The sequence below is a fragment of the Streptomyces sp. NPDC001515 genome (assembly GCF_053597115.1).
Window position 1 is genome coordinate 194,410 of sequence record NZ_JBSFHN010000003.1, and the last position, 20,896, is coordinate 215,305.

Consider the following 20,896-nt stretch of genomic DNA (forward strand, 5'->3'; position numbering starts at 1 on the left):
CCTGCCCCGGTTCACCACAGAAAGGCTGAATCACCATGGACATCGGCACCCCTCTGGACTTCACCGGGCGCGTCGTCCTGGTCACCGGCGGCACCAAGGGCATCGGTGCCACCATCGCCGAGGCGTTCCTCGCGGCGGGCGCGGACGTGGTCGTGTGCGGGCGCTCCGCCCCCGGGACCCTGCCCGGCGCGGCCGGGCGGAGCGCCGTCTACGTACCGGCCGACGTGCGCGATCCGGAGGCGGCCGGCGCGCTGGTGGAGGCGACCGTGGAGCGTTTCGGACGCCTCGACGTGCTCGTCAACAACGCGGGCGGCTCCCCCGACGCCGACGCGGCCACCGTCTCGCCGCGCTTCGTGGAGAAGATCGTCGCGCTCAACCTCCTGGCCCCGTTCCATGTGGCGCAGGCGGCCCACCGGGTGATGGCCGGTCAGGACGGCGGGGGCTGCGTCATCAACATCGGCAGCGTCTCCGCCCACGACCCGCAGCCCGGCACCGCCGCGTACACCGCCGCCAAGGCCGGGCTGCTGGCCCTCACCAAGGCCCTGGCCCTGGAATGGGCCCCGGCGATCCGGGTCAACCACATCACCACGGGGCTGATCCGCACCGAGAGCGCCGCGTCGGTCTACGGCGCGGACGGCGGGGCCGCGGTGGCGGCGGTGATCCCGATGGAGCGGATGGCGGTGCCGGGCGACGTGGCGGGCGCCTGCCTGTTCCTGGCGGGCGGACTGGCCGCGTACATCACCGGGGCGGACCTCGCGGTGCACGGCGGCGGGGAGTTCCCGGCCCGCTATCTGGCGGCCGGAGGGGCCGACGGGGCGCGGTAACCGCCGGCCCGGACCGGGCCCGTAGGGGGGGTTTCCCCCGGTCGAGCCGACCGGATGGCCCGATGGTGACGGGCCACCCGGGCTCCTAGCGTCGTGCGCGTATCTCCCACCCGATCCGAGGAGCACGATGCGCGTCATCCGTCCGGCCACCCTGGGCCTCGGCCTGGCCTGTTTACTCGCGGGCGGTCTCCCCGCGTCCGCCGTGTCCGCCGAACCGGTCCGCCCGTCCCCGGTCTGGGGGCCCTGTTCACCGCGGCAGACGGAGCTGCGGGACGCGGGCGCCCTGTGCACGATGGTGACCGTGCCTCTCGACCACGCCGACCCCGGCGGTCCGACGATCCGGATCGCCGTCTCTCGCATCCCGGCAACGGGGGCGCCCGGGAAGCGCCGGGGCATCCTGCTGTCCAACCCGGGCGGCCCCGGCGGCACGGGCCTGGCCAACACCCTTTATCTGCGGTCCGCGTTGGGGAGCGCGGCCGAGAACTACGATCTGATCGGCTTCGATCCCCGCTTCCTCGGCGAGTCCACTCCCGTCACCTGCGCCCCCGCCGCTCCCGCGCCCGCCCCCGGGCCCACCACGACCCGGCGCGCCGAGTTCGACCGGTCCGTGCGGGACGCCCGCGACACCGCGCGCCGCTGCCGCGAGCACGGCGACAACGCCCGGCTCCTGCCGCACGCCACCACCCGAAACGTCGCCCGTGACATGGACGCGATCCGCGCCGCGCTGGGCGAGCGCCGGCTCTCGTACTACGGCGTCTCCTACGGCGCCGATCTCGGCGCCGTCTACACCCAGATGTTCCCCCGCCGCGCGGACCGGATCGTCCTGGACTCGTCGACGGACCCCGCCGCCACCCAGTACGAGCTGTTCCAGCGGGCTGGCCGCCCCCTCGAAGAGGGGCTGGGCGACTGGGCCGCGTGGACCGCCCGGCACGACGCGGACTACCGGCTCGGCACCACGCCCGCCGAGGTCCGCGCCCGGGTCCAGCGGCTGCTGGACGGGGCGGAGCGCCGGCCGGTCGTGGTCTCCGGCGTGCCCCTGACGGCACCGCTGGTGCGCCTGGTGCTGAGGCAGTTCGTCCAGCACACGGAGTACGACCCGGCGCTCGCCTCCACGGTCCGCGATCTGGCCGACGCCGCGGCGGGCCGGCCGGTCGAGCCCGGACCGGACCTCGCCGCGATGCTCGGTCTGCTCTCCTCGCCCGATCTGGCGGACAGCATGCTGGGCGGGGCGCTCTTCATGTGCGGTGACCGGGGCTGGCCCGCCGGGGGCTGGCCGAAGGACCCGGAGACGTACTGGCGGAACATGGAACGCAGCCGGGCGGACCAGCCCGTGTTCGGACCGCTCGTCAACGGGATGACCGCACCGTGCGCCTTCTGGACCAGCACCTCCCGCGAGCCCGCCACGGTGATCGGCAACGACGTGGACGTGCTGATGCTCCAGGCGCGGTACGACAACAACGTCCCGTACGAAGGGGCGCTGGCCCTCCACCGCCGGCTGACCGGTTCACGGCTGGTCACGGCGGACATCCGGTCCCACGGCGTGTTCGGCCGGGGGCTCGACGGACTGACGCCCGTCCCCTGCGCCGACCGGGCCGTCGTCGCCTATCTGCGCGACGGCACGCTCCCCGCCGCCGACACGGTCTGCCCCCGGACCGGGGTGGTCCGGTGATCAGCCGACGCGGAAGCCTGGCCGGCGCGGCCGCCCTGCTCACCGGGGCGTCCGCCGCCCCGGCCGCCGCGAGCGGGCGGCGCGGGGGCGCCGGTGCGCGAAGCCGCCTCCAGCACGACGTGGACGCCCTCCTGGCCACCGGGGCCACCGCCGTCCTCGCCGAGGTGCGGGACGCGAACGGCCGGACGACGGCACGGGCGGGACACGCCGATCTGTCCGGACCGGCGCGCCCGGTGCCCAGGGACGCGTACTACCGCCTCGGCAGCGACACCAAGACGTACACGGCCGTGCTGGTCCTCCAGCTGGTCGCGGAGGGACGCCTCGCGCTCACCGACACCGTCGAACGGTGGCTGCCCGGCGCGGTGCGGGGCGCGGGCAACGACGGCCGCCGGATCACCGTGGCGCATCTGCTGCGGCAGACCAGCGGGCTCAACGACTACCTCGCCGTCTCCCCCGACGCGGCCGACGCCTTCACCCCGGAGGGCTACCGCCGCGCCCGCTTCCGGTACACCGCCCCCGAGGAGCAGGTGGAGGCGGCCGTGTCCCGGCCCCCGCTCTGGCTGCCGGACGCCGCGCACCCCGAACGGGAGCGGCGCTTCGGGTACTCCAACACCAACTACGTGGTGGCCGGATTGATCGTCGAGCGGGTGACGGGCCGTTCCTGGACCGAGGAGCTGTACGACCGGATCATCGGTCCGCTGGGCCTGCGCCACACCCTGACCCCGGGCACCTCGCCGTACGTCCCGCAGCCCACCGCCACCGCGTACACCTGGTTCCCGGACGCCGGCGGGCCCACCGACACGACCCTGGCGTCCGGCGGAGGGGCGGACGGCGGGGTGATCGGCACCACCCGTGACCACACCGCCTTTCTGCGCGCGCTGATGGGCGGCCGGCTGCTGGGCCCGGCCCAGCTCTCCGCGATGAAGAAGACGGTGCCCGCCGGCGACTGGATCGGGGTGCCCGGGGTCCGCTACGGGCTGGGCATCGCCTGGCGCCCGGTGGCGGGCAGCCGCGAGGGCGTCTGGTTCCACGGCGGTACGCATCTGGGGACGGTGTCCGAGAGCGGGGTGACGCCGGACGGGTCGCGGGCCGCGGCCTGTGCGGTCTTCACCCTGCGCATGGGCGATCCGGCGCAGGACGCCCAGGACGCGGCCGGGCGGCGGCTGGTCGACCGGGCGCTGACGGGGCGCTGAACCGGGACCGGGCCGGGGCACCGCCGCTGGTGGCGGGTGCCCCGGCCTGGGGTTATCCCCACCTCTGTTCCACCGGCGGTCGCCATGGTCCGGGCCCGGCGTGATCCGTAGCGTCGAGGTCATCGGCTCGGCGGATCACGAGAGGACGGACATGAGGAAGCGCGACGGCGAAGGACGGCGGACGGACGAGCGGCCGGAGGCCCGGGAGGCGTCGGCCCCCGCCGTCGAACTGCGCGGGGTGCGGCGGCGGTACGGGCGCGGCTCCGGTGCGGTGCACGCGCTGGCCGGCATCGATCTGGTCCTGCCGCGCGGCACGTTCACGGCGGTGATGGGCCCCTCGGGGTCGGGCAAGTCCACGTTCCTCCAGTGCGCCGCCGGGCTGGACCGGCCTTCGGAGGGTTCGGTGCGCCTGGGCGGCACGGAGATCACCGGCATGGGCGAGACCCGGCTGACCGAGCTCCGCCGCAGCCGCGTCGGTTTCGTCTTCCAGGCGTTCAACCTGCTGCCGTCGCTCACGGTGGAGCAGAACGTGCTGCTGCCCATGCGCCTGGCCGGACGGCGCCAGGACCGGCGCCGGGCGGCCGCCGCCCTCGCGCGGGTCGGGCTCGCCGACAAGGCGCGGCGCCGCCCCGGCGAACTCTCCGGCGGCCAGCAGCAGCGCGTGGCCGTCGCCCGCGCCCTGATCACCGATCCGGACGTGATCTTCGCGGACGAGCCGACCGGAGCCCTCGACACCGTCACCGCCGCCGAGGTCCTCGGTCTGCTGCGGCAGGCCGTCGACGGCCTCGGGGCCACCGTCGTCATGGTCACCCACGACCCGGCGGCTGCCGCCTGGGCCGACCGCGTGCTGTTCCTCGCCGACGGCGTGCTGGCCGGGTCCCTCGACCGTGCGCCGGCGGAGCGGATCGCGGCGCGCATGGCCGCGCTCACGCCCCGCCCCGGTCCGCTCGCGGGGGTCGCGGCATGAGGTTCGCCCCCAACGGACTGGCCCGTGCGGCCGTCCGCTTCAAACCCGCGTCCTTCGCGGGGACCTTCGTCGCCCTCATGATGGCGGCGCTGATCGTCTCGGCGTGCGGCATCCTCCTGGAGACGGGCGTGCGCGCCTCGGTTCCGGCCCAGCGCTACGCGGGAGCGCCGGTCGTCGTCGCCGCGGACCAGTACGCCCGCCTCGTCACGGGCAGCGGTGACAGCCGGTCGGAGTCGGCGGTCCCGCTGCCGGACACGGCCCGGGTGGACACCGCGCTGGCCGGACGGGCGGCGCGCGTGCCGGGGGTCGCCGCGGCGGTCCCCGACCTCACCTTCCCGGTGCGGCTGGGCGAGGGCGCGCTGACCGGCCACGGCTGGGGGTCGCACCTGTTCACCGGGACCGCGCTCACCTCCGGTGCCGCGCCCCGGGCCGACGAGGTCGTGCTCGACGCGCGGGCCGCGCGCACCGTGAAGGCCGGGGTCGGTGACACCGTCACCCTCGAAACGGCGTCCGGGCGGGCGGACTTCCGCGTCTCGGGGCTCGCGTCCGCCGGTCCGGGCGAGACCGCCGAGGGGGCGACCGCCTGGTTCTCCGACGCCCGGTCGCCCATGCTGGCCGGTCATCCCGGAAAGGCCGACGCGATCGCCGTCCTGGCGAAGGACGGCGACTCCCCCGGTCAGGGGGCGGCCCTGGCCGCCGGGGTGCGCGAGGCGCTCGCCGGCAGCGGGGCCGAGATCACCACCGGCGACGGCCGGGGCGCGGTCGAGGACCGCGGGCTGGCCTACGCCAAGGAGACGCTCACCGGGCTCGGCGGTTCGTTCGGCGGGATCGCCGCCCTGGTCGCCGTCTTCACGATGGCCGGCACCGTCGCCCTCTCCGTCGCCCAGCGCGCCCGGGAGTTCGCGCTGCTGCGGGCGGTCGGGGCCACACCGCGCCAGATCCGCCGCGCGGTCGCGTCCGAGGCGCTGCTCGTCGCGCCGCTCGCCGGGCTGATCGGCTGTCTGCCGGGGATCGGGCTGGCGCACTGGTGGTTCGGGCAGTTGAAGGAACGCGGCGCGGTCCCGGACGCCGTGGACCTGCGTGTCTCGTGGATCCCGCTCGTCGTCGCCGTCTCGGCGGGGCTGGTGACCGCGCTGGTCGCCGGCTGGGCGGCCGGTCGCCGCCCGGCGCGGATCAAGCCGGGCCGGGCACTGGCCGAGGCATCCGTGGAGCGGACGCGTCCCGGGGTGATCCGCACCCTGCTCGGACTGGGCGCCCTGGTGGGCGGCGCGTTCTTCACCGTCTTCGCCGCCCGTTCGGCCGGGGACGACGCCGCGAACGCCGCGCTCGGTGTCGTCATGCTGTTCATGCTCGCCGTCGCCCTGCTGGGCCCGCTGGTGGCACGGCTCTGTGCCACGCTGCTCGGGCTCGCCCTGGACGCCCGCGGTGACGCCCCGGCCACGCTCGCCGCCGCCAACTCCCGTACGAACGCCCGCCGGCTGGCGTCCGCGATCACCCCGATCGTCCTGGCCACGGCCTTCGCCTCGACGCTCACGTTCATGCACACCAGCGAGAGCCGGGTCGCCGCCGACCAGATGCGGGCGGGAACGACGGCCGACCATGTCGTCACCGACTCCGCCGGGCTGCCCGCCGACGCCGTCGCCCGCGCCGCCCGCGTGCCCGGTGCGACGGCCGCCGTGGGCCTGCTCGACACACAGGTGCTGGTGCCCGTCGGTTCGGGGGGTGACCGCTGGTTGCAGGGTGCACCGGCGCAGGGCGTCACCGGAACCGGTGCCGCGCTCGGGCGGGTGCAGGACCTCGATGTGCGCGAGGGCAGCCTGGACCGGATCGGCGGGGGACGGATCGCCGTCGACCGGATGCTCGCCCGGTCGGCGGGGGTGGGGGTGGGCGACAGGCTCCCGATGTACCTCCCGGACGGTACGAGGGCGCGCCCCGAGGTCGTCGCGGTGTACGGCAGGGGCCTCGGGCTCCCGGCCGTCACGATGGACCGGGCCTCGCTCGCCGGGCACGTCACGTCGGGTTTCGCCACCACGCTCCTGGTGCGCGGCGGGGACGCCGGGGCGCTCGCCCCTCTGGGGACCGTCACCGACGCCTCCGGTCACGCGGTCGAGGTGACCACCGACCGCGCGCTCAACGCGTGGGCCAACTACACCATGGCCGGGGTCCTCGGCGGCTTCGCCGCCCTCGCCGCCGTCAACACCCTCGTGATGACCGTCCTGGACCGCCGCCGCGAACTCGGCATGCTCCGGCTCGTCGGCGCCACCCGGCGCCAGGTGATGGCCATGCTGCGCTGGGAGGGCCTGCTGGTGGCGGCGGCCGGCCTCGCGCTGGGCACGGCCATCGCGGCGGCCACCCTGTTCCCGATGGTGCGCGGTCTGACCGGGGAGTCCCCGTACGTGCCGCCGCTGGTGTACGGGTCCTTCGCCGCCGCCGCTGTGGGGCTCGCGCTCCTGGCCGTCACGCTCCCGGCACGCGGGGCGCTCCGCGCCCGGGAGGGCTGAGGCGCGCGGGGCGGCCGGCTCAGACCAGGTTGTCCTCGACGGTGAGGCCGAAGGCGCCGCGCCCGTACATGGCCAGGGCGCGTTCCACGTCGTTGGCGACGTGGACGCTCCCGGCGTGGGCGTCGCGCCAGGCGCGTTCGACGGGGTTGCCGCGGCGCAGGGCGTTGCCGCCGGCGGTCTTGAAGAGCAGGTCGATCGCGGCGACGGCCCGTTCGGTGCCCCGGACCTGGTCGCGCCGGGTGCGCAGCCGCAGTTCCATGGGGATCTCGGCGCCGTCGGAGGCCAGGTCGTACAGTTCGCGCAGGTTGCGGTCCATCTGGAGGACGGTGGCGTCGATGTCGGAGGCGGCCCGTGCGATGGCGACCTGGGCGAAGGGGTCCTCGGTGAACCGGCCGCCGCCCAGGCTGAGCCGGACGCGCTCCTTCATCCGGGTCACGTAGGAGGCGTAGCCGCCCGACACCGCCCCGATCACCGGGGCGGTCACGGCGCAGGTGAAGACCGCGCCGAACGGCAGCCGGTAGAGCGGCCCCGGGTTGATCCGCTGGCCGGGCACCGTGAGGCGGGCCTGTTCGTAGTTGCGGAGCACCCGGTGGGCGGGGACGAACGCCGATTCGACGAGGATGTCGTTGCTGGCGGTGCCGCGCAGCCCGACCACGTCCCACATGTCCTCGATCCGGTAGTCGGAGCGGGGCACGAGCACGGTGAGGAAGTCCACCGGCCGGCCCTGGGCGCCGGTGACGAGGGCGCCGAGCAGCGCCCAGTCGGCGTGTTCGCAGCCGGAGGAGAAGCTCCACCGGCCGGTGAGCCGGTAGCCGCCGTCGACCGGGGTGAGCCGGCCGACCGGGGCGTACGCGGAGGAGATCCGGGTGTCCGGGTCCTCGCCCCACACCTCCTCCTGGGCCTCCTGCGGGAAGAGGCCGAGCTGCCAGGCGTGGACGCCCAGGACGGACGCCACCCAGCCGGTGGAGCAGCAGACGGCGGCGAGCGCCCGCACCACCGCGTAGAACCGGACCGGATCGGTCTCCAGGCCGCCGTAGCGGGCGGGCTGGAGCATCCGGAAGACCCCGGCGCCGGTCAGTTCGCGGATGGTGGCGTCGGGGATCCGCCGCTGCTCGTCGGTCGTCCCGGCCCGCTTCTCGATGGCCGGCAGCAGTGCGCGTACCTTCTCCAGGACCTCGTCGGTCATGGTCCGTCCTTCCTGCCTCGTGTCAGTGCGTCCGCAGGGCGGCCTTGTCCACCTTGCCGGTGGCGTTGCGCGGAAGGGTCTCGACGACCACGACCTCGCGGGGGACCTTGAAGTTGGCGAGCCGGTCACGGCAGTGTCCGGTCAGCTCGTCCGGGCGGGTCCCGGCGCCCGGGCGGAGGGTCACGTACGCCCGGCCGACCTCGCCGAGGCGGCGGTCGGGCACGCCGATCACGGCGGCCTCGGCGACGGCGCGGTGGCCGGCGAGCACCTGCTCCACCTCGGCCGGGTACACGTTGAACCCGCCGACGACGAACATGTCCTTGGACCGTCCGGTGATCATCAGGTTGCCCCGGTCGTCGAGGCGGCCGACGTCGCCGGTGTCGAGCCAGCCGTCCGGGTCCACGGCGGCCGCGGTGGCGTCCGGGTCGTCGAGGTAGCCGAGCATCACGTGGTAGCCGCGCACCAGGATCCGGCCGTCGCGTCCGGCCGGGAGGGGGAGCCCGTCCCGGCCCGCCACCCGGACCTCGGTGCCGTCGATCGGGCGGCCGGCCGTCAGCGCGACGGTCTCCGCGTCGTCGTCGGCCGAGCAGACGGTGACGGTGCCGCAGGTCTCGGTGAGTCCGTAGGCGGTGAGGACCTCGGGGAAGAGTTCGGCGCGCATCCGGCGGACGAGGGCGACCGGGACGACGGAGGCGCCGGTCACCGCGAGCCGGAGCGAGGAGAGGTCGTAGCGGTCGCGGCCGGGGGCGTCGAGCAGTTCGGTGTAGATGGTGGGCGGTCCGGGGAGCACGGTGATCCGTTCCTCCTCGATGGCGCGCAGCGCCCGCTCCACGTCGAAGACCGGCTGGAGGACCATGGTGGCGCCGCGCAGGAGACAGGCGAGCACCCCCGCCTTGTAGCCGAAGCAGTGGAAGAGCGGGTTGATGACCAGGTAGCGGTCCTCGCCGGTGAGGCCGGTGCGTCCGCTCCAGGCGCGGTACGTGGTGAGGTTCTGCCGGTGCGTGGTGAGCGCGCCCTTGGGGCGGCCGGTGGTCCCGGAGGTGAAGAGCAGGTCCGAGGGGTCGTCGGGGCGGACCGCCCCGGTGCGGGCGCGGGCCTGGTCGTCCGTCACGGCCCCGCCCCCGCGCAGGAAGGCGTCCCACGGCAGGATGCCGGGGCGGTCGACCGCGTCGAGGGTGACCACGTGCTCCAGCGCGGGCAGTGCGGGCACCGGGCCGCCGCCCCCGGCGGTCTCCTCCCCCGCGCCGAGCAGGGCGAGGTAGTCCTTGCCGAGGAAGCCGTTCTCGACGAACAGCAGCCGCACGCCGCCGCGTTCCAGGAGCCAGCGGGTCTCCTCGCCCCGGTAGCGGGTGTTGACGGGGACGAGGACGGCCCCGGCCGAGGCGGCGGCCAGCGCGGCGATCACCCAGCGGTGGCCGTTGGGCGCCCAGACGGCGATCCGGTCGCCGGGGCGGATGCCGAGCGCGATCAGGGACTTGACCGCCGCGTGGACGTGGTCGCGCAGCCGGGCCCAGTCGAGCCGGACGCCGCCGTCCACGACCGCGTCCCGGTCGGGGTGGCGGTGGGCGGCGCGGGCGAGGGCGGCGGGGACGGTGAGGGGGTGCTCGTGCTCGGTGTCGCTCATCTGCTCTCCGGGAGGGACGGGCCGCGCGCGGGGCGCCGGGCCGGGGCGGCGGTGCCGTTCAGGGCGACGGCGGCAGCAGCCGGGCGGACGCCTCGTGGGCGCCGAGCACCAGCTCGGCGCGGGGGAATCCGCTGCGCTTGACCGCGGCCCCGTCGTTGCCGCCGGCCACCAGGACGGGGCCGTCGGCGAGATGGGCGAGCCCTTCGCGGGCGACGTCGTCCGGTTCTGCGACGTTCAGTCCGGGCAGGTCCATGCGGAGTCCGGCGCGTTGCATGGCCGGGGTGCGGGTCACGCCGAGGACCAGTTCCAGGACGTGCACGCCGTGCGGGCGCAGCTCCAGCCAGAGGCCCTCCGCGAAGATCCGGCTGAAGGCCTTGGCGGCGGAGTAGACGCTGATCCGCGCCTGGCCGAGGTAGCCGGAGAGCGAGCCGACGAGCACGATGCCGCCCCGGCCGCGTTCCTTCATCCGGGCGCCGAAGTGGTGGGTGAGGGCGAGCTGGGCGGTGATGTTGAGGTCCAGGACACCCTGGACCCGGTCCAGGTCGCCGGTGACGAACTCGTGGCCGTAGCTGTTGGCGCCCGCGTTGAAGATCAGCAGCCCGACCTCCAGGTCCTCGGTGGCGGCGCGGACGGCGTCCGGGGCGCCGGGGTCGAGCAGGTCGAGGGCGAGGGTGCGGACCTCGGCGCCCCGTGCGCGGACCCGTGCGGCGGTCTCCTCCAGGGGGCCCGGCTTGCGGGCGATCAGGACGAGGTTGATCCCGGCGTCCGCGAGCTGTTCGGCGAACGAGGCGCCGACCCCCTCGGAGCCTCCGGCGACGACCGCCCACGGCCCGTACACACTCTTGTCGACCATCAGGTCCCTCTCTCGTTCCTCGGTGGTTCCGGCCGGCGGTGCGGCGACGGTAGATCGGTGCCCGGTGGCGGCGCCCCCGGGGATCCCACTGGCCGGGACGCGGACGGACGCGCCCCGGACCGGGCGGTTTCAGCGGCCGGCGGCGGCGCGTTCGCGCATGTCGCGGACGGCCAGCGAGGCGAAGACCATGGCGGTGCCCAGGGGCACGCCGGGGCCCGGGTAGACCCGGCCGGTGAAGGAGGCGCTGGTGTTCCCCGCCGCGTACAGGCCCTCCAGCGGCCGTCCCCCGGTGTCCAGGACGCGGGCGCGGGCGTCGGTGCGCAGGCCGCCCTTGGTGCCGAGGTCGGCGAGGACGATCCGGGCCGCGTAGTAGGGCGGCCGGTCGACGGGGACCAGGCAGGGGTTGGGGCCGGTGGCGCCCCGCCGGTCGGCGAAGAACAGGTCGTAGGGATCCTCGCCGCGCCGGTGGTCGAGGTCCTCGCCGTCGGCGGCGAAGCCGTTGAAGCGGCGCACGGTCGCGATGAGGGCGTCGGCCGGGACACCGATGAGCGCGGCGAGTTCGGACAGGGTGTCCGCCCGGACCCAGGCGCCCGCTTCGAGCTGGGCGGCGGGGTCGCAGGGCGGCACGGTGATGGCGGGCAGCGCGCCGCCGTGGCGGGAGTCGAAGACCAGGTGGACAACGGAGTCCTCGGCCGCCGCGGCGATGGCGCGGCCCATGCGGTCGTAGGGCAGCGACTCGTTGGCGAACCGGCGTCCCGAGGCGTCCACGGCCAGTCCGCCGCGCAGTCCGAGGGTGAACGCGGCGGAGCCGTCCGGCAGTTCGGTGCCGGGGCACCACCATGCCTCGTCCATGAGCGCGGTGTCCGCGCCCGCCCGGACGGCTGCGTTCAGCAGCTCGCCCGTGTTGGTGCCCCGGGGGGCCATGGTCCAGGCGGCCCGGCCGGGCACCCCGTGCGCGGTGCGCAGGGCGTCGTCGCCCTCGAAGCCGCCGGCGGCCAGCAGCACGCCGTGCCGGGCCCGGAGCCGGACGGTGCCGTCGGCCGTGCGGGCCTCCACCCCGGTGATCCGGCCGTCCTCGGTGACCAGACCGGTGACGTGGTGGCCGGTGCGCACCCGCGCGTTCCCGGTGCGGGTGGCGGCCAGCAGCAGCCGGCCGATCAGGGCACGGCCCGCCGACAGGGGTGCGTCGGGGTGGTCCTGTCCGGCCCGGTCCCGGTCGACCGCCGGACGGACCAGCGGCAGCAGCTCACCGAGCAGGCCGGGGTCGAGGTCGAGCGGGACGAAGGAGCGTCCGGCGTCCATGCGGCCGGGCGCGTCGACGTAGTCGGGGAAGGCCCGCCACTCGAAGGCGAGGGCCGGGTCCTCCTCCAGGCGGGCGACGAGTTCGGGCGCGTGGCGCAGGAAGGCGGCGCGGCGCTCCGGCTCGGCGTCGCCGGTCAGCGCCCGCAGGTAGGCGTCGGCGGCTTCCGAGGAGTCGTCGAGCCCGGCCCGTTCCTGGACGCCGGTGCCGGGCAGCCAGCAGGCCGCGCCGGAGTAGGCGGAGGTGCCGCCGAGGCGGCCGGTGCGCTCCAGTACGACGGTGTCGAGACCGTCCAGCGCGGCCACCAGGGCCCCGGTCATCGCTCCCGCGCCGGACCCGACGACGATCACGTCGTGGGTGGCGTCCCAGTCCTGCCGGCCGTCCCGCATGAGGTGCCCTTCCTGCCGCTTCGTGGTGTGCGGTGCCAGCTCATCGCGGACCGGGCCGGCGGGGCGGGCCCGGTCCCGCTGACCGGTACGGCGGGCGGGCGCGGCCTGACGCGGGGCCGGGCCGGGCGTATTGTCTGAGCCGTCGTGGAGCCCATCGATCCCCGGGAGGGAGAGCGTGCCCAGAATCGCCGAGGCCCGTGCCGGGGCCGAGCCCACCTCCCCGAGGCAGCGCGCACGCCGGCAGAGCATCCTGGAGGTGGCCGCGGACCTCGCGGCGTCGACGGGGCTGGAACGGGTGCAGATGCACGAGGTCGCGAAGGGGGCCGGGGTGGCGATCGGCACCCTGTACCGCTATTTCCCGTCCAAGACACATCTGTTCACCGCGCTGATGGCCGACCAGATCGAGGGGTTCGCGGCCCGGGTGCCCGAGCGCGCGCCGGACACCTCTCCCGAGGACGCGGTGTTCGGGACGCTGCGCAGCGCCACCCGCAATCTGCTGCGCCGTCCGGCCCTGGCGACGGCGATGATCCAGTCGGCGAACGCCGCGCGGGCCACGACCGTCCCGGACCTGGCCCGGATCGATTCGGGCTTCCTGGACCTGCTGCTGCGCGCCTGGGGCGTGCGGGAGCCCACGGAGCACCACATCGCACGGGTGCGGCTGCTGATCCTGCTCTGGTACGGGGTGCTGCAGTCGCGGCTCAACGAGCGGCTGAGCCCGGAGAAGGCCGACGCGGATCTGCGGATGGCGTGCGCGCTGCTCCTGGCCCCGGGCCCGGACACGGACTGACCGGGCCGGCGCGGTCGCGCGGGCCCGGTCGCCCGGGTGCGGAGGCGTTCAGCCGGTCGGCTGGGTGCCCGTCGTGTCGAGCGCGGCGACGCTGTAGGCGGCGTACGTGCGGTGCGGGTCGCGGCCGTCGAAGTACGGGGTCAGCTGCGCGTCCAGCTCCTCGGGGGTGAAGGTGCCGTCCGCCGCCGTGAACTTCCGCTCCACGGTGGGCGGGGCGAGCAGCGCGACCATGTCGCCGTAGACGACGAAAACCTGGCCGTTGATGGAGTCGGCGGCCGGGGAGGCCAGATGGGCGACGAGCGTGGCGACGCGTTCGGGCGCCATGATGTCCAGGCCGCCCGGGGCGGTGGTGCCCGCTCCGAACGCCTCGGCCGTCATGGCGGTGCGGGCCCGGGGGCAGATCGCGTTGGCGCGTACCCCGTAGCGGGCCAGGCCCTGGGCGGTGGCCAGGGTCAGCGCCGTGATGCCGGCCTTGGCGGCGGAGTAGTTGGGCTGGCCGGGGGCGCCGAACAGGAATGCCTCGGACGAGGTGTTCACCACGCGCCCGTAGACCGGGGCACCGGCGGCCTTGCTCGCCGCGCGCCAGTGCACGGCGGCGGCGCGGGAGAGCCCGGCGTGCCCCTTGAGGTGGATGCGGATGACGTCGTCCCAGTCGGACTCGCTGAGGTTGAAGAGCATCTTGTCGCGGAGCACACCCGCGTTGTTGACGACGATGTCCAGGCCGCCGAAGCTCTCCACGGCGGCCTCGACCAGCCGGTCGCCCATCGACCAGTCGCCGATGTCGCCGGTCACCGCGACGGCCCCGCCGCCCAGCGCCTTGATCTCGGCGGCGACGTCCTCGGCGGCGGGGCCGATGTCGTTCACCACCACATCGGCGCCGAGCGCCGCGAGTGCCAGTGCCTCGGCGCGGCCGAGCCCCGCCCCGGCGCCGGTGACGACGGCGGTACGCCCCTGAAGGGTCTGCGTCGCGCTCATGCTGCCTCTTTCCGTGTTCCGTCGGACCGTTGAAGGTGACGGCGCACCCCGGACAGGTCGTCGAGGTGCGCCGAGGCAGCAGAAACTAGTATTGATTTCAGTTTTGTAGGGGCGGTGTCCCGTTCAGTGGACGGCTCCGGCGCCTCCGTTCAGGGCGCGAAGGTGACGTGGACGGCTCCGAGCCCGTCGAACTCGGCGCGGAAGGCGTCCCCGGGCCCCACGTCCACGGCCGCGGTGCAGGACCCCGGCAGGACGACGTGCCCGGCCTCCAGGGTCACGCCGAAGGAGGCGACCTTGCGGGCGAGCCAGGCCACGGCCTCCGTCGGGTTCCCGAGCACCGCGCTGGTGTGGCCCCGGGCGATCTCCGTCCCGTCCTTGAACAGGACGGCCGTGATGTCCGCCGGGTCCAGGTCGGCCGGACGGACCCGGGCGGCGCCCAGGACCACCCCGGCGGAGGAGGCGTTGTCGGCGACGGTGTCGGCCAGTCCGATCCGCCAGTCCTTGATCCGGCTGTCGATCAGCTCGATGCTCGGGACGAGGTACTCGGTGGCGGCGAGGACGTCCTCGGTGGTGCAGCCCTCGCCGGGCAGGGTGCGGCCGAGGACGTAGCCGATCTCGACCTCGATGCGCGGGAAGCAGTAGCGGGCGGTGTCCACAGGGGTGTCCTCGCAGAGCACCATGTCGGAGAGCAGATGGCCGTAGTCGGGTTCGTCGACGCCCATCATCCGCTGCATGACCTCGGAGGACAGCCCGACCTTGTGGCCGCGCACGGTCCGCCCGAGGGCCAGCTGTCTGCGGATGTTGACGAGCTGGATCTCGTACGCGTCCGCCGCGTCCAGCCCCGGGTACAGGGCGGTCAGCGGCTCGACGGGGGTCCGCTCGCACTGGGCGGTCCACAGCAGATCGGCGGCCTCGGCGCGCCGGGCGGGGTCAAGCATGGCGGGTCTCCTGGGGTGCGGTGGGGCCGAAACGGACGCGTCCGCCGGACAGGACCGTGCGGTCGCCGGCGGACGCCTCGAAGAGCAGGGCTCCGTCCTGCGCGTCGTGCCACGCGCGGGCGTCGAGCCGGTCGCCCGGGAAGACCGGGGCGGCGAACCGGGCGTCGAGTTCCCGCAGGTCGGCGGGGTGGGCGCCGGTCAGGTCGGCCAGCGGCAGCAGGGTCGCTGCGAGGGTGCACAGCCCGTGCAGGAAGGGCCGGTCCATCCCGGCGGCCCGCGCCGCGTCCGGGTCGATGTGCATGGCGTGCCGGTCGCCGAGCAACCGGTAGAACGCCGCCTGGCGGGCGTCGGTGACGACGCTCGCGGTGCGGTCGGCGGGGCGGTCCGGGCGGCGCGGGGCCGAAGGGCCGCGTTCACCGCCGAAGCCGCCGGCGCCGGGCGCGAAGACCGACCAGGTCGCGGTGAAGGCGGGGCAGTCCACCTCGACGTCGAAGACGGCGGCGGAGCCCTTGTCCCGGACCCGGGCGACGCGCGCCGAGGCGGTGAGTTCACCCTCGGGCGGCAGCGGCTCGCGGACGACGAGATGCTGGCTGCCGTGCACGGCGGTGGTGGTGTCGAAGGCGCCCAGCGCCCCGAGGGCGTCCGGCGCCCACTGGGCGAGGGTCAGGGCGAAGGTGGGCAGGACCCGCAGCCGCTCCTCGTACACGAGGTCGAGCCGGTCGGCTGGGGCGCCGACCGCCAGCGCGTAAAGGACCGCGTCGCGCGCCGTCCAGGAGACGGTGCGGCTGCCGAGCGCGCGCCCCTCCCAGGGGGAGGCGGTCATCGGTCGGCCCCCAGGATCAGTCCGCTGGTGGGCACGCCCGTGCCGGCGGTGACCAGGACGTGGTCGGCCCGGTCCGGCTGGTTGCGGGACGTGCCCCGGATCAGCCGGACGCCCTCCGCGATGCCGTTCATCCCGTGCAGGTACGCCTCGCCGAGCTGGCCGCCGTGGGTGTTGAAGGGCAGCCGGCCGCCGAGTTCGAGATGGCCGTCCGCGATGAAGTCCTTGGCCTCCCCCGGCTTGCAGAAGCCCAGTTCCTCCAGTTGGGGCAGGACGAGCGGGGTGAAGTGGTCGTAGAGGACGGCGGCGTCGACGTCGTCCGGTCCGAGGCCGCTCTGGGCGTACAACTGCCGTCCCACCAGACCCATTTCGGGGATGCCGGTGATGGAGGGGCGGTAGTAGCTGGTCATCATGTGCTGGTCGGCGCCGAGCCCCTGGGCCGCCGAGCGGATCACGGCGGCGGGCCGGGGCAGATCGCGGGCGCGTTCGGCGGAGACCACGACGAGGGCCTGGCCGCCGTCGGTCTCCTGGCAGCAGTCCAGCAGCCGCAGCGGCTCCGCGATCCAGCGGGAGTCGCGGTGGTCCTGGAGGGTGATGGGGCGGCCGTGGAAGTAGGCGGCCGGGTTGTTCGCCGCGTGCTTGCGGTCGATGACGGCGACCCGGCCGAAGTCGTCGGTGGTGGCGCCGTATTCGTGGAGATAGCGGCGGGCGAACATCGCGACCCACTGGGCCGGGGTGTTCAGCCCGAACGGCGTCATCCAGGCGTAGGCCGCGCGGTCGGCGCCGGTGTCCATGGGGCGGTCCGCCTGCCCGAGCCCGTAGCGCTCGCCGGAGCGCTCGTTGAACGCCCGGTAGCAGACGACGACGTCCGCGACGCCCGTGGCGACGGCCATCGCCGCCTGCTGCACGGTGCCGCACGCCGCTCCCCCGCCGTAGCCGACGCGGGAGAAGAAGGTCAGGTCGCCCATGCCGGTGTTGCGGGCCACATGGATCTCGGAGTTGGTGTCCGCCGTGAAGGTGACCAGGCCGTCCACGTCGGCGGGGGTGAGACCCGCGTCGTCCAGGGCGGCGAGCACCGCCTCGCAGGCCAGGCGCAGTTCGCTGCGCCCGGAGTTCTTGGAGAACTCGGTGGCGCCGATGCCGGCGACGGCCGCCGCCCCGGAGAGGGTCCCGTTCATCGGTTCCCCTCCGGAAGGCGGACGGTCACGGTGCCGGTGAGGTGGTCGCCGAGCGCGTTGGCCCCGCGCACGGCGATCTCGACCAGGCGGTCCGGGTCCGAGGCCGAGCGGACGGTTCCGGTCAGCACCATGGTGTCGCCGGGGTGGTTGGGGGCGCCGAGCCGGATCCGGATGGAGCGGACGACGGCGGCGGGCCCGGCCCAGCCGGTGACGTACCGGTCGACGAGGCCGTTGCTGGTCAGGATGTTCATGAAGATGTCCTTCGAGCCGCGTTCCCGGGCGAGCGCGGGATCGTGGTGGACGTCCTGGAAGTCGCGGCTCGCGAGTGCGGTGGCGACGATCAGGGTGCGGGTGATCGGGATCGACAGCTCGGGGAGCACGTCCCCCACGGCCACGTCCGCGTAGGCGCGGGTGCCGGGCCGGGCGGTCATGCCGTCGCCTCCGCCTCGGTGAGCAGCGTGCCGAGCCGTTCGAGGCCGGCGCCGGGGCCGCCCAGGGTGCCGGCGATCTGCTTGCCCCAGAGGAAATGCCGGTGGACGGGGTAGTCGGTGTCGACGCCGATGCCGCCGTGCACGTGCTGGACGCGGTGGACGGTGGTGAGGCCCGCCTCGCAGGCCCACCACTTGGCGACCTGGGCGGCGCGGTCGGCGGCGGCCGGGTCGAAGGGCTCCGCGAGCGCGTCCACGGCGTGCCACAGCGTGACCCGCATCGCCTCGATGTCGATGTAGCAGTCGGCCAGTTGGTGCTGCACGGCCTGGAACGTGGCGAGCGGACGGCCGAACTGCTCACGGCCGCGCAGATGCGCCGCCGCGTGGGCCAGCGCCCCGTCGGCCACGCCCACCTGCACGGCCGCCAGGGCCAGCGAGGCATCGCGCACCAGGGACGCCACCGCGTTCCCGCCCACGGCGCCGACGGCCCGGCCCCGGGCCCCGTCGAGCGTGAGGTGACCGCTGCGGTCGTACGTGGTGGTCTCGGCGTACTCCCAGCCCACCCCGTCCGTCTCCGCGTCGACCAGGAAGAGGCCCGGCCCCCGGCTGGTCGCGGCGGTGACCAGGACGTACCGGGCGCCGCCGGGCGAGGGCACCACGGCCTTGACGCCGCTGAGCCGCCAGCCGGGCCCGTCCTGCACGGCGACGGTGTGCGGGGCGAGCGGGTCGGCGGGGCCGAACTCCTCCAGGGCCGCGGTGAGCCGGACGCCGCCCTCGGCCAGCCCCGGCAGCACCTCGGCCCGCAGTTCCCCGTCGCCGTGCGCGGCCAGGGCCAGGGCCCCGGTCAGGGCCGGCCACAGCGGGACCGGCGCCACCCTGCGGCCCTGCTCCTCCAGCAGCACGCACGCCCCGGCCATGCCGAGTCCGGCGCCGCCGTCCCGTTCGGGCAGGACGGCGGCGATCAGCCCGGCGGACGCCAGGTCCGCCCACAGCCGCGCGTCGACGCGTTCCGGCGAGCGCTCCACCGCGCGCAGCCGCTCGGGCACGGCGTGGTCGGTAAGGATCGCCCGCGCCAGGTCGCGTACGGCTTCGAGTTCTTCTCCCAGGGAGAAATCCATCAGGGCGCCTCCGTCGGGGCGGGCCGGAAGACCGGCAGGGTGAGTTCGGGGTCGGCGTCGAGCCAGTCCAGGACCACCGGCATGCCGACGGTGACGTCCTCGGGCGCGACACCGGTCAGGTTGGTGACGAGCCGGGTCCCCTCGGCGAGTTCGACCACGGCCACCAGATACGGGCTGTCGAACGCCGGGTGCTTCGGGTGGTGGCTCACGACGAAGCTGTAGACCCGGCCGTGGCCGGACGCCTCGACGGTGTCCCATTCCAGGGACCGGCAGTCGGGGCAGCACGGGCCCGGCGGGTGGCGCAGCGCGCCGCAGCCGGCGCAGCGCTGGATGAGCAGCCGGTGCGCCGAGGCGCCCTCGAAGAAGAAGGCGTTGTCCCGGTTGACGGCGGGGCGCGGGCGCGGCGCGGCGGGCTCCGGCGCGGACGCCCGCTCGGTGGCCGGGCGGAAGCGCAGGGTCCGCCACCGCTGGACGGCGACCGTGGCGCCGTCGGCGTCGGTGTACGTCTTCAGGGTGGTGACGAACCGTCCGGGGCCGAGCCCGGTCCGCTTCTCGGCCGAGACGGACTCCACGGTCTCGCGGACGGCGATGTGGTCGCCGGGCACCAGTTCGCGCAGGAAGGTGAACTCGGAGTCGGTGGCCACCACGGAGGTGTAGCCGCCCTCGTCGAGGAGGGCGACGAGTTCGGCGAAGCCGTCGGGGGCGGCGTCCGGCTCCGGTGCGACGGTGGCCGCGTAGCCGCGCATCGTCCACGCCTGGACCATCGAGGCGGGTGCCACCACTCCGTCGCGCCCGGTGGCGCGGGCGGCCTCGTCGTCGGTGTACACCGGGTTGGCGTCGCCCATCGCCTCCGCCCAGTGCCGGATCATCGGGCGGTTGACCGGGTCCTGGCCCTGTGCGGCGGCGCGCAGTTCGCGTCCGGCGAAGGACCTCAGCCGCTCCTCGTACTCCGGGATGTCCGGTCCGGGGCCGGTCACGCGCCACGCCCCTTGCGCGGCAGGCCGAGTCCCTGGGTGGCGATCATGTCGCGCAGGACCTCGTTGACGCCGCCGCCGAAGGTGTTCACGATGCCCTGGCGGGAGAGCTGTTCGATCTGTCCGGCGAGGACCGCTCCGGGCGATTCGGGCCGGACGCGGCCGGCCGCGCCGAGGATCTGGGTGAGGGCGCGCTGGACGTCGATATGGGTCTCGGTGCCGTACGCCTTGACGGCGCCCGCGTCCGCGCCGGTCAGCTCGGAGCGGGCGACGGCCGCCGTCATCTTCCAGTTCATCAGGCGCATGGCCTCCAGCCGGGCGTGGGTGCGGGCGAACTCGGCGCGCACCCAGGGGATGTCGGCCGTGCCGTTGTCCCGGGCCCAGTCCAGGACGCGTTCCCAGAGCTGGATCATGCGCCCGCCGAGCGCGGCGAGGCCGATGCGTTCGTGGTTGAGCTGGGCGGTGATCAGCCGCCAGCCGCCGTCCACCTCGCCGACCACGTCGGTGGCCGGGACCCGCACCCCGCTGTAGTAGGTGGCGGTGACGACCATGCCGCCGACGGTGCGGATGGGGCTCCAGGAGAAGCCCTCGGCGGCGGTGGGCACGATCAGGATGGAGATGCCCTTGTGCTTGGGCGCCTCGGGGTCGGTGCGGGCGGCGAGCCACACGTAGTCGGCGGTGTTGGCGCCGCTGGTGAAGATCTTCGAGCCGTCCACGACGAAGTCGTCGCCGTCGCGGACCGCCCGGGTGGTGAGCGAGGCCAGGTCGGTGCCGGCCCCGGGCTCGGTGTAGCCGATCGCGAAGACGATGTCGCCGGAGAGGATCCCGGGCAGGAACCGCTTGCGGTGCTCCTCGGAGCCGTGCGCCATCAGGGTCGGGCCGACGGTGTTGACGGTGACGAACGGGAAGGGCAGTCCGGCGCGCTGGACCTCGTCGAAGAAGACGTACTGGTCCTCGGCCGGCCGGCCCTGCCCGCCGTACTCGGTGGGCCAGCCCAGCCCCAGCCAGCCGTCCTCGCCGAGCCGTTTGACGACCTCGCGGAAGCGGTCGCCGCCCACGCCCTCCTCGCCGACCCGGCGGCGTTCGTCCTCGGGCATCAGGCCCGAGAAGTACGCCCGCAGTTCCCGCCGCAGCTCCTGGTGCGCGGCGCTCTCGCGCAGTTGCATATGTGG

The 20,896-nt window shown here is 75.0% G+C and carries 18 protein-coding genes; 6 read left to right on the forward strand and 12 right to left on the reverse strand.

Annotated features, from left to right (window positions below):
- Positions 1-35: 35 nt before the first annotated feature.
- From ACWCXC_RS06010 to ACWCXC_RS06030, 5 genes are all read left to right on the forward strand, one after another.
- Positions 36-824, forward strand: coding sequence for an SDR family oxidoreductase (locus tag ACWCXC_RS06010; RefSeq protein ID WP_450886888.1), 789 nt, complete (start codon positions 36-38; stop codon positions 822-824).
- 127 nt (positions 825-951) lie between these two features.
- Positions 952-2,493: an alpha/beta fold hydrolase gene (locus tag ACWCXC_RS06015; RefSeq protein ID WP_450886890.1), complete on the forward strand. Its 1,542-nt coding sequence runs from the start codon at positions 952-954 to the stop codon at positions 2,491-2,493.
- A complete protein-coding gene (locus tag ACWCXC_RS06020; RefSeq protein WP_450886892.1) occupies positions 2,490-3,686 on the forward strand; it encodes a serine hydrolase domain-containing protein in 1,197 nt (398 codons plus the stop codon). Before ACWCXC_RS06015 ends, ACWCXC_RS06020 begins: the two co-directional genes overlap by 4 nt.
- A gap of 151 nt (positions 3,687-3,837) precedes the next feature.
- Positions 3,838-4,653, forward strand: coding sequence for an ABC transporter ATP-binding protein (locus tag ACWCXC_RS06025; RefSeq protein WP_450886894.1), 816 nt, complete (start codon positions 3,838-3,840; stop codon positions 4,651-4,653).
- Entirely contained in the window at positions 4,650-7,154 is a 2,505-nt protein-coding gene (locus ACWCXC_RS06030; protein WP_450886896.1) for an ABC transporter permease, read from the forward strand. The genes ACWCXC_RS06025 and ACWCXC_RS06030 overlap by 4 nt, the downstream gene beginning before the upstream one ends.
- Before the next feature lie 19 nt (positions 7,155-7,173).
- On the opposite strand, the gene hsaA is transcribed toward ACWCXC_RS06030, so the two are convergent.
- The 4 genes from hsaA to ACWCXC_RS06050 form a co-directional block, all read right to left on the reverse strand.
- Entirely contained in the window at positions 7,174-8,340 is a 1,167-nt protein-coding gene (hsaA, locus tag ACWCXC_RS06035; RefSeq protein WP_450886898.1) for a 3-hydroxy-9,10-secoandrosta-1,3,5(10)-triene-9,17-dione monooxygenase oxygenase subunit, read from the reverse strand.
- Positions 8,341-8,362: 22 nt separating this feature from the next.
- Complete coding sequence (locus ACWCXC_RS06040; protein ID WP_450886900.1) at positions 8,363-9,964, reverse strand: FadD3 family acyl-CoA ligase; 1,602 nt, start codon at positions 9,962-9,964, stop codon at positions 8,363-8,365.
- Between the two features lie 58 nt (positions 9,965-10,022).
- Positions 10,023-10,817 carry an SDR family NAD(P)-dependent oxidoreductase gene (locus tag ACWCXC_RS06045; RefSeq protein ID WP_450886902.1) on the reverse strand — a complete coding sequence of 265 codons (795 nt, stop codon included), beginning with the start codon at positions 10,815-10,817 and terminating at the stop codon, positions 10,023-10,025.
- Between the two features lie 129 nt (positions 10,818-10,946).
- On the reverse strand, positions 10,947-12,506 hold the full coding sequence (locus tag ACWCXC_RS06050) for an FAD-dependent oxidoreductase (RefSeq protein WP_450685335.1): 1,560 nt from the start codon (positions 12,504-12,506) through the stop codon (positions 10,947-10,949).
- Between the two features lie 175 nt (positions 12,507-12,681).
- Between ACWCXC_RS06050 and ACWCXC_RS06055 the strand changes: the two genes are divergently transcribed.
- Positions 12,682-13,293, forward strand: coding sequence for a TetR family transcriptional regulator (locus tag ACWCXC_RS06055; protein ID WP_450685336.1), 612 nt, complete (start codon positions 12,682-12,684; stop codon positions 13,291-13,293).
- Positions 13,294-13,341: 48 nt separating this feature from the next.
- On the opposite strand, the gene ACWCXC_RS06060 is transcribed toward ACWCXC_RS06055, so the two are convergent.
- The 8 genes from ACWCXC_RS06060 to ACWCXC_RS06095 all read right to left on the reverse strand — a co-directional run bounded on the left by ACWCXC_RS06060 (position 13,342) and on the right by ACWCXC_RS06095 (position 20,890).
- The gene (locus ACWCXC_RS06060) at positions 13,342-14,268 is read right to left on the reverse strand and encodes a 3-oxoacyl-ACP reductase (RefSeq protein WP_450685337.1); all 927 of its coding nucleotides are present in this window, start codon (positions 14,266-14,268) and stop codon (positions 13,342-13,344) included.
- A gap of 149 nt (positions 14,269-14,417) precedes the next feature.
- A complete protein-coding gene (locus tag ACWCXC_RS06065) occupies positions 14,418-15,206 on the reverse strand; it encodes a 2-keto-4-pentenoate hydratase (protein ID WP_450685338.1) in 789 nt (262 codons plus the stop codon).
- Positions 15,199-16,029: a MaoC/PaaZ C-terminal domain-containing protein gene (locus ACWCXC_RS06070; protein WP_450685339.1), complete on the reverse strand. Its 831-nt coding sequence runs from the start codon at positions 16,027-16,029 to the stop codon at positions 15,199-15,201. The genes ACWCXC_RS06065 and ACWCXC_RS06070 overlap by 8 nt, the downstream gene beginning before the upstream one ends.
- On the reverse strand, positions 16,026-17,204 hold the full coding sequence (locus ACWCXC_RS06075) for a lipid-transfer protein (protein ID WP_450886905.1): 1,179 nt from the start codon (positions 17,202-17,204) through the stop codon (positions 16,026-16,028). Before ACWCXC_RS06075 ends, ACWCXC_RS06070 begins: the two co-directional genes overlap by 4 nt.
- Positions 17,201-17,635 (reverse strand): MaoC family dehydratase, encoded by a 435-nt coding sequence (locus tag ACWCXC_RS06080; protein WP_450685341.1) that lies wholly within the window; start codon positions 17,633-17,635, stop codon positions 17,201-17,203. Before ACWCXC_RS06080 ends, ACWCXC_RS06075 begins: the two co-directional genes overlap by 4 nt.
- Entirely contained in the window at positions 17,632-18,750 is a 1,119-nt protein-coding gene (locus ACWCXC_RS06085) for an acyl-CoA dehydrogenase family protein (RefSeq protein WP_450685342.1), read from the reverse strand. The genes ACWCXC_RS06080 and ACWCXC_RS06085 overlap by 4 nt, the downstream gene beginning before the upstream one ends.
- Positions 18,750-19,727 carry a bifunctional MaoC family dehydratase N-terminal/OB-fold nucleic acid binding domain-containing protein gene (locus ACWCXC_RS06090; RefSeq protein ID WP_450886908.1) on the reverse strand — a complete coding sequence of 326 codons (978 nt, stop codon included), beginning with the start codon at positions 19,725-19,727 and terminating at the stop codon, positions 18,750-18,752. The genes ACWCXC_RS06085 and ACWCXC_RS06090 overlap by 1 nt, the downstream gene beginning before the upstream one ends.
- Positions 19,724-20,890, reverse strand: a complete 1,167-nt coding sequence (locus ACWCXC_RS06095; protein ID WP_450886910.1) for an acyl-CoA dehydrogenase family protein — start codon at positions 20,888-20,890, stop codon at positions 19,724-19,726. The genes ACWCXC_RS06090 and ACWCXC_RS06095 overlap by 4 nt, the downstream gene beginning before the upstream one ends.
- Positions 20,891-20,896 lie beyond the last annotated feature (6 nt).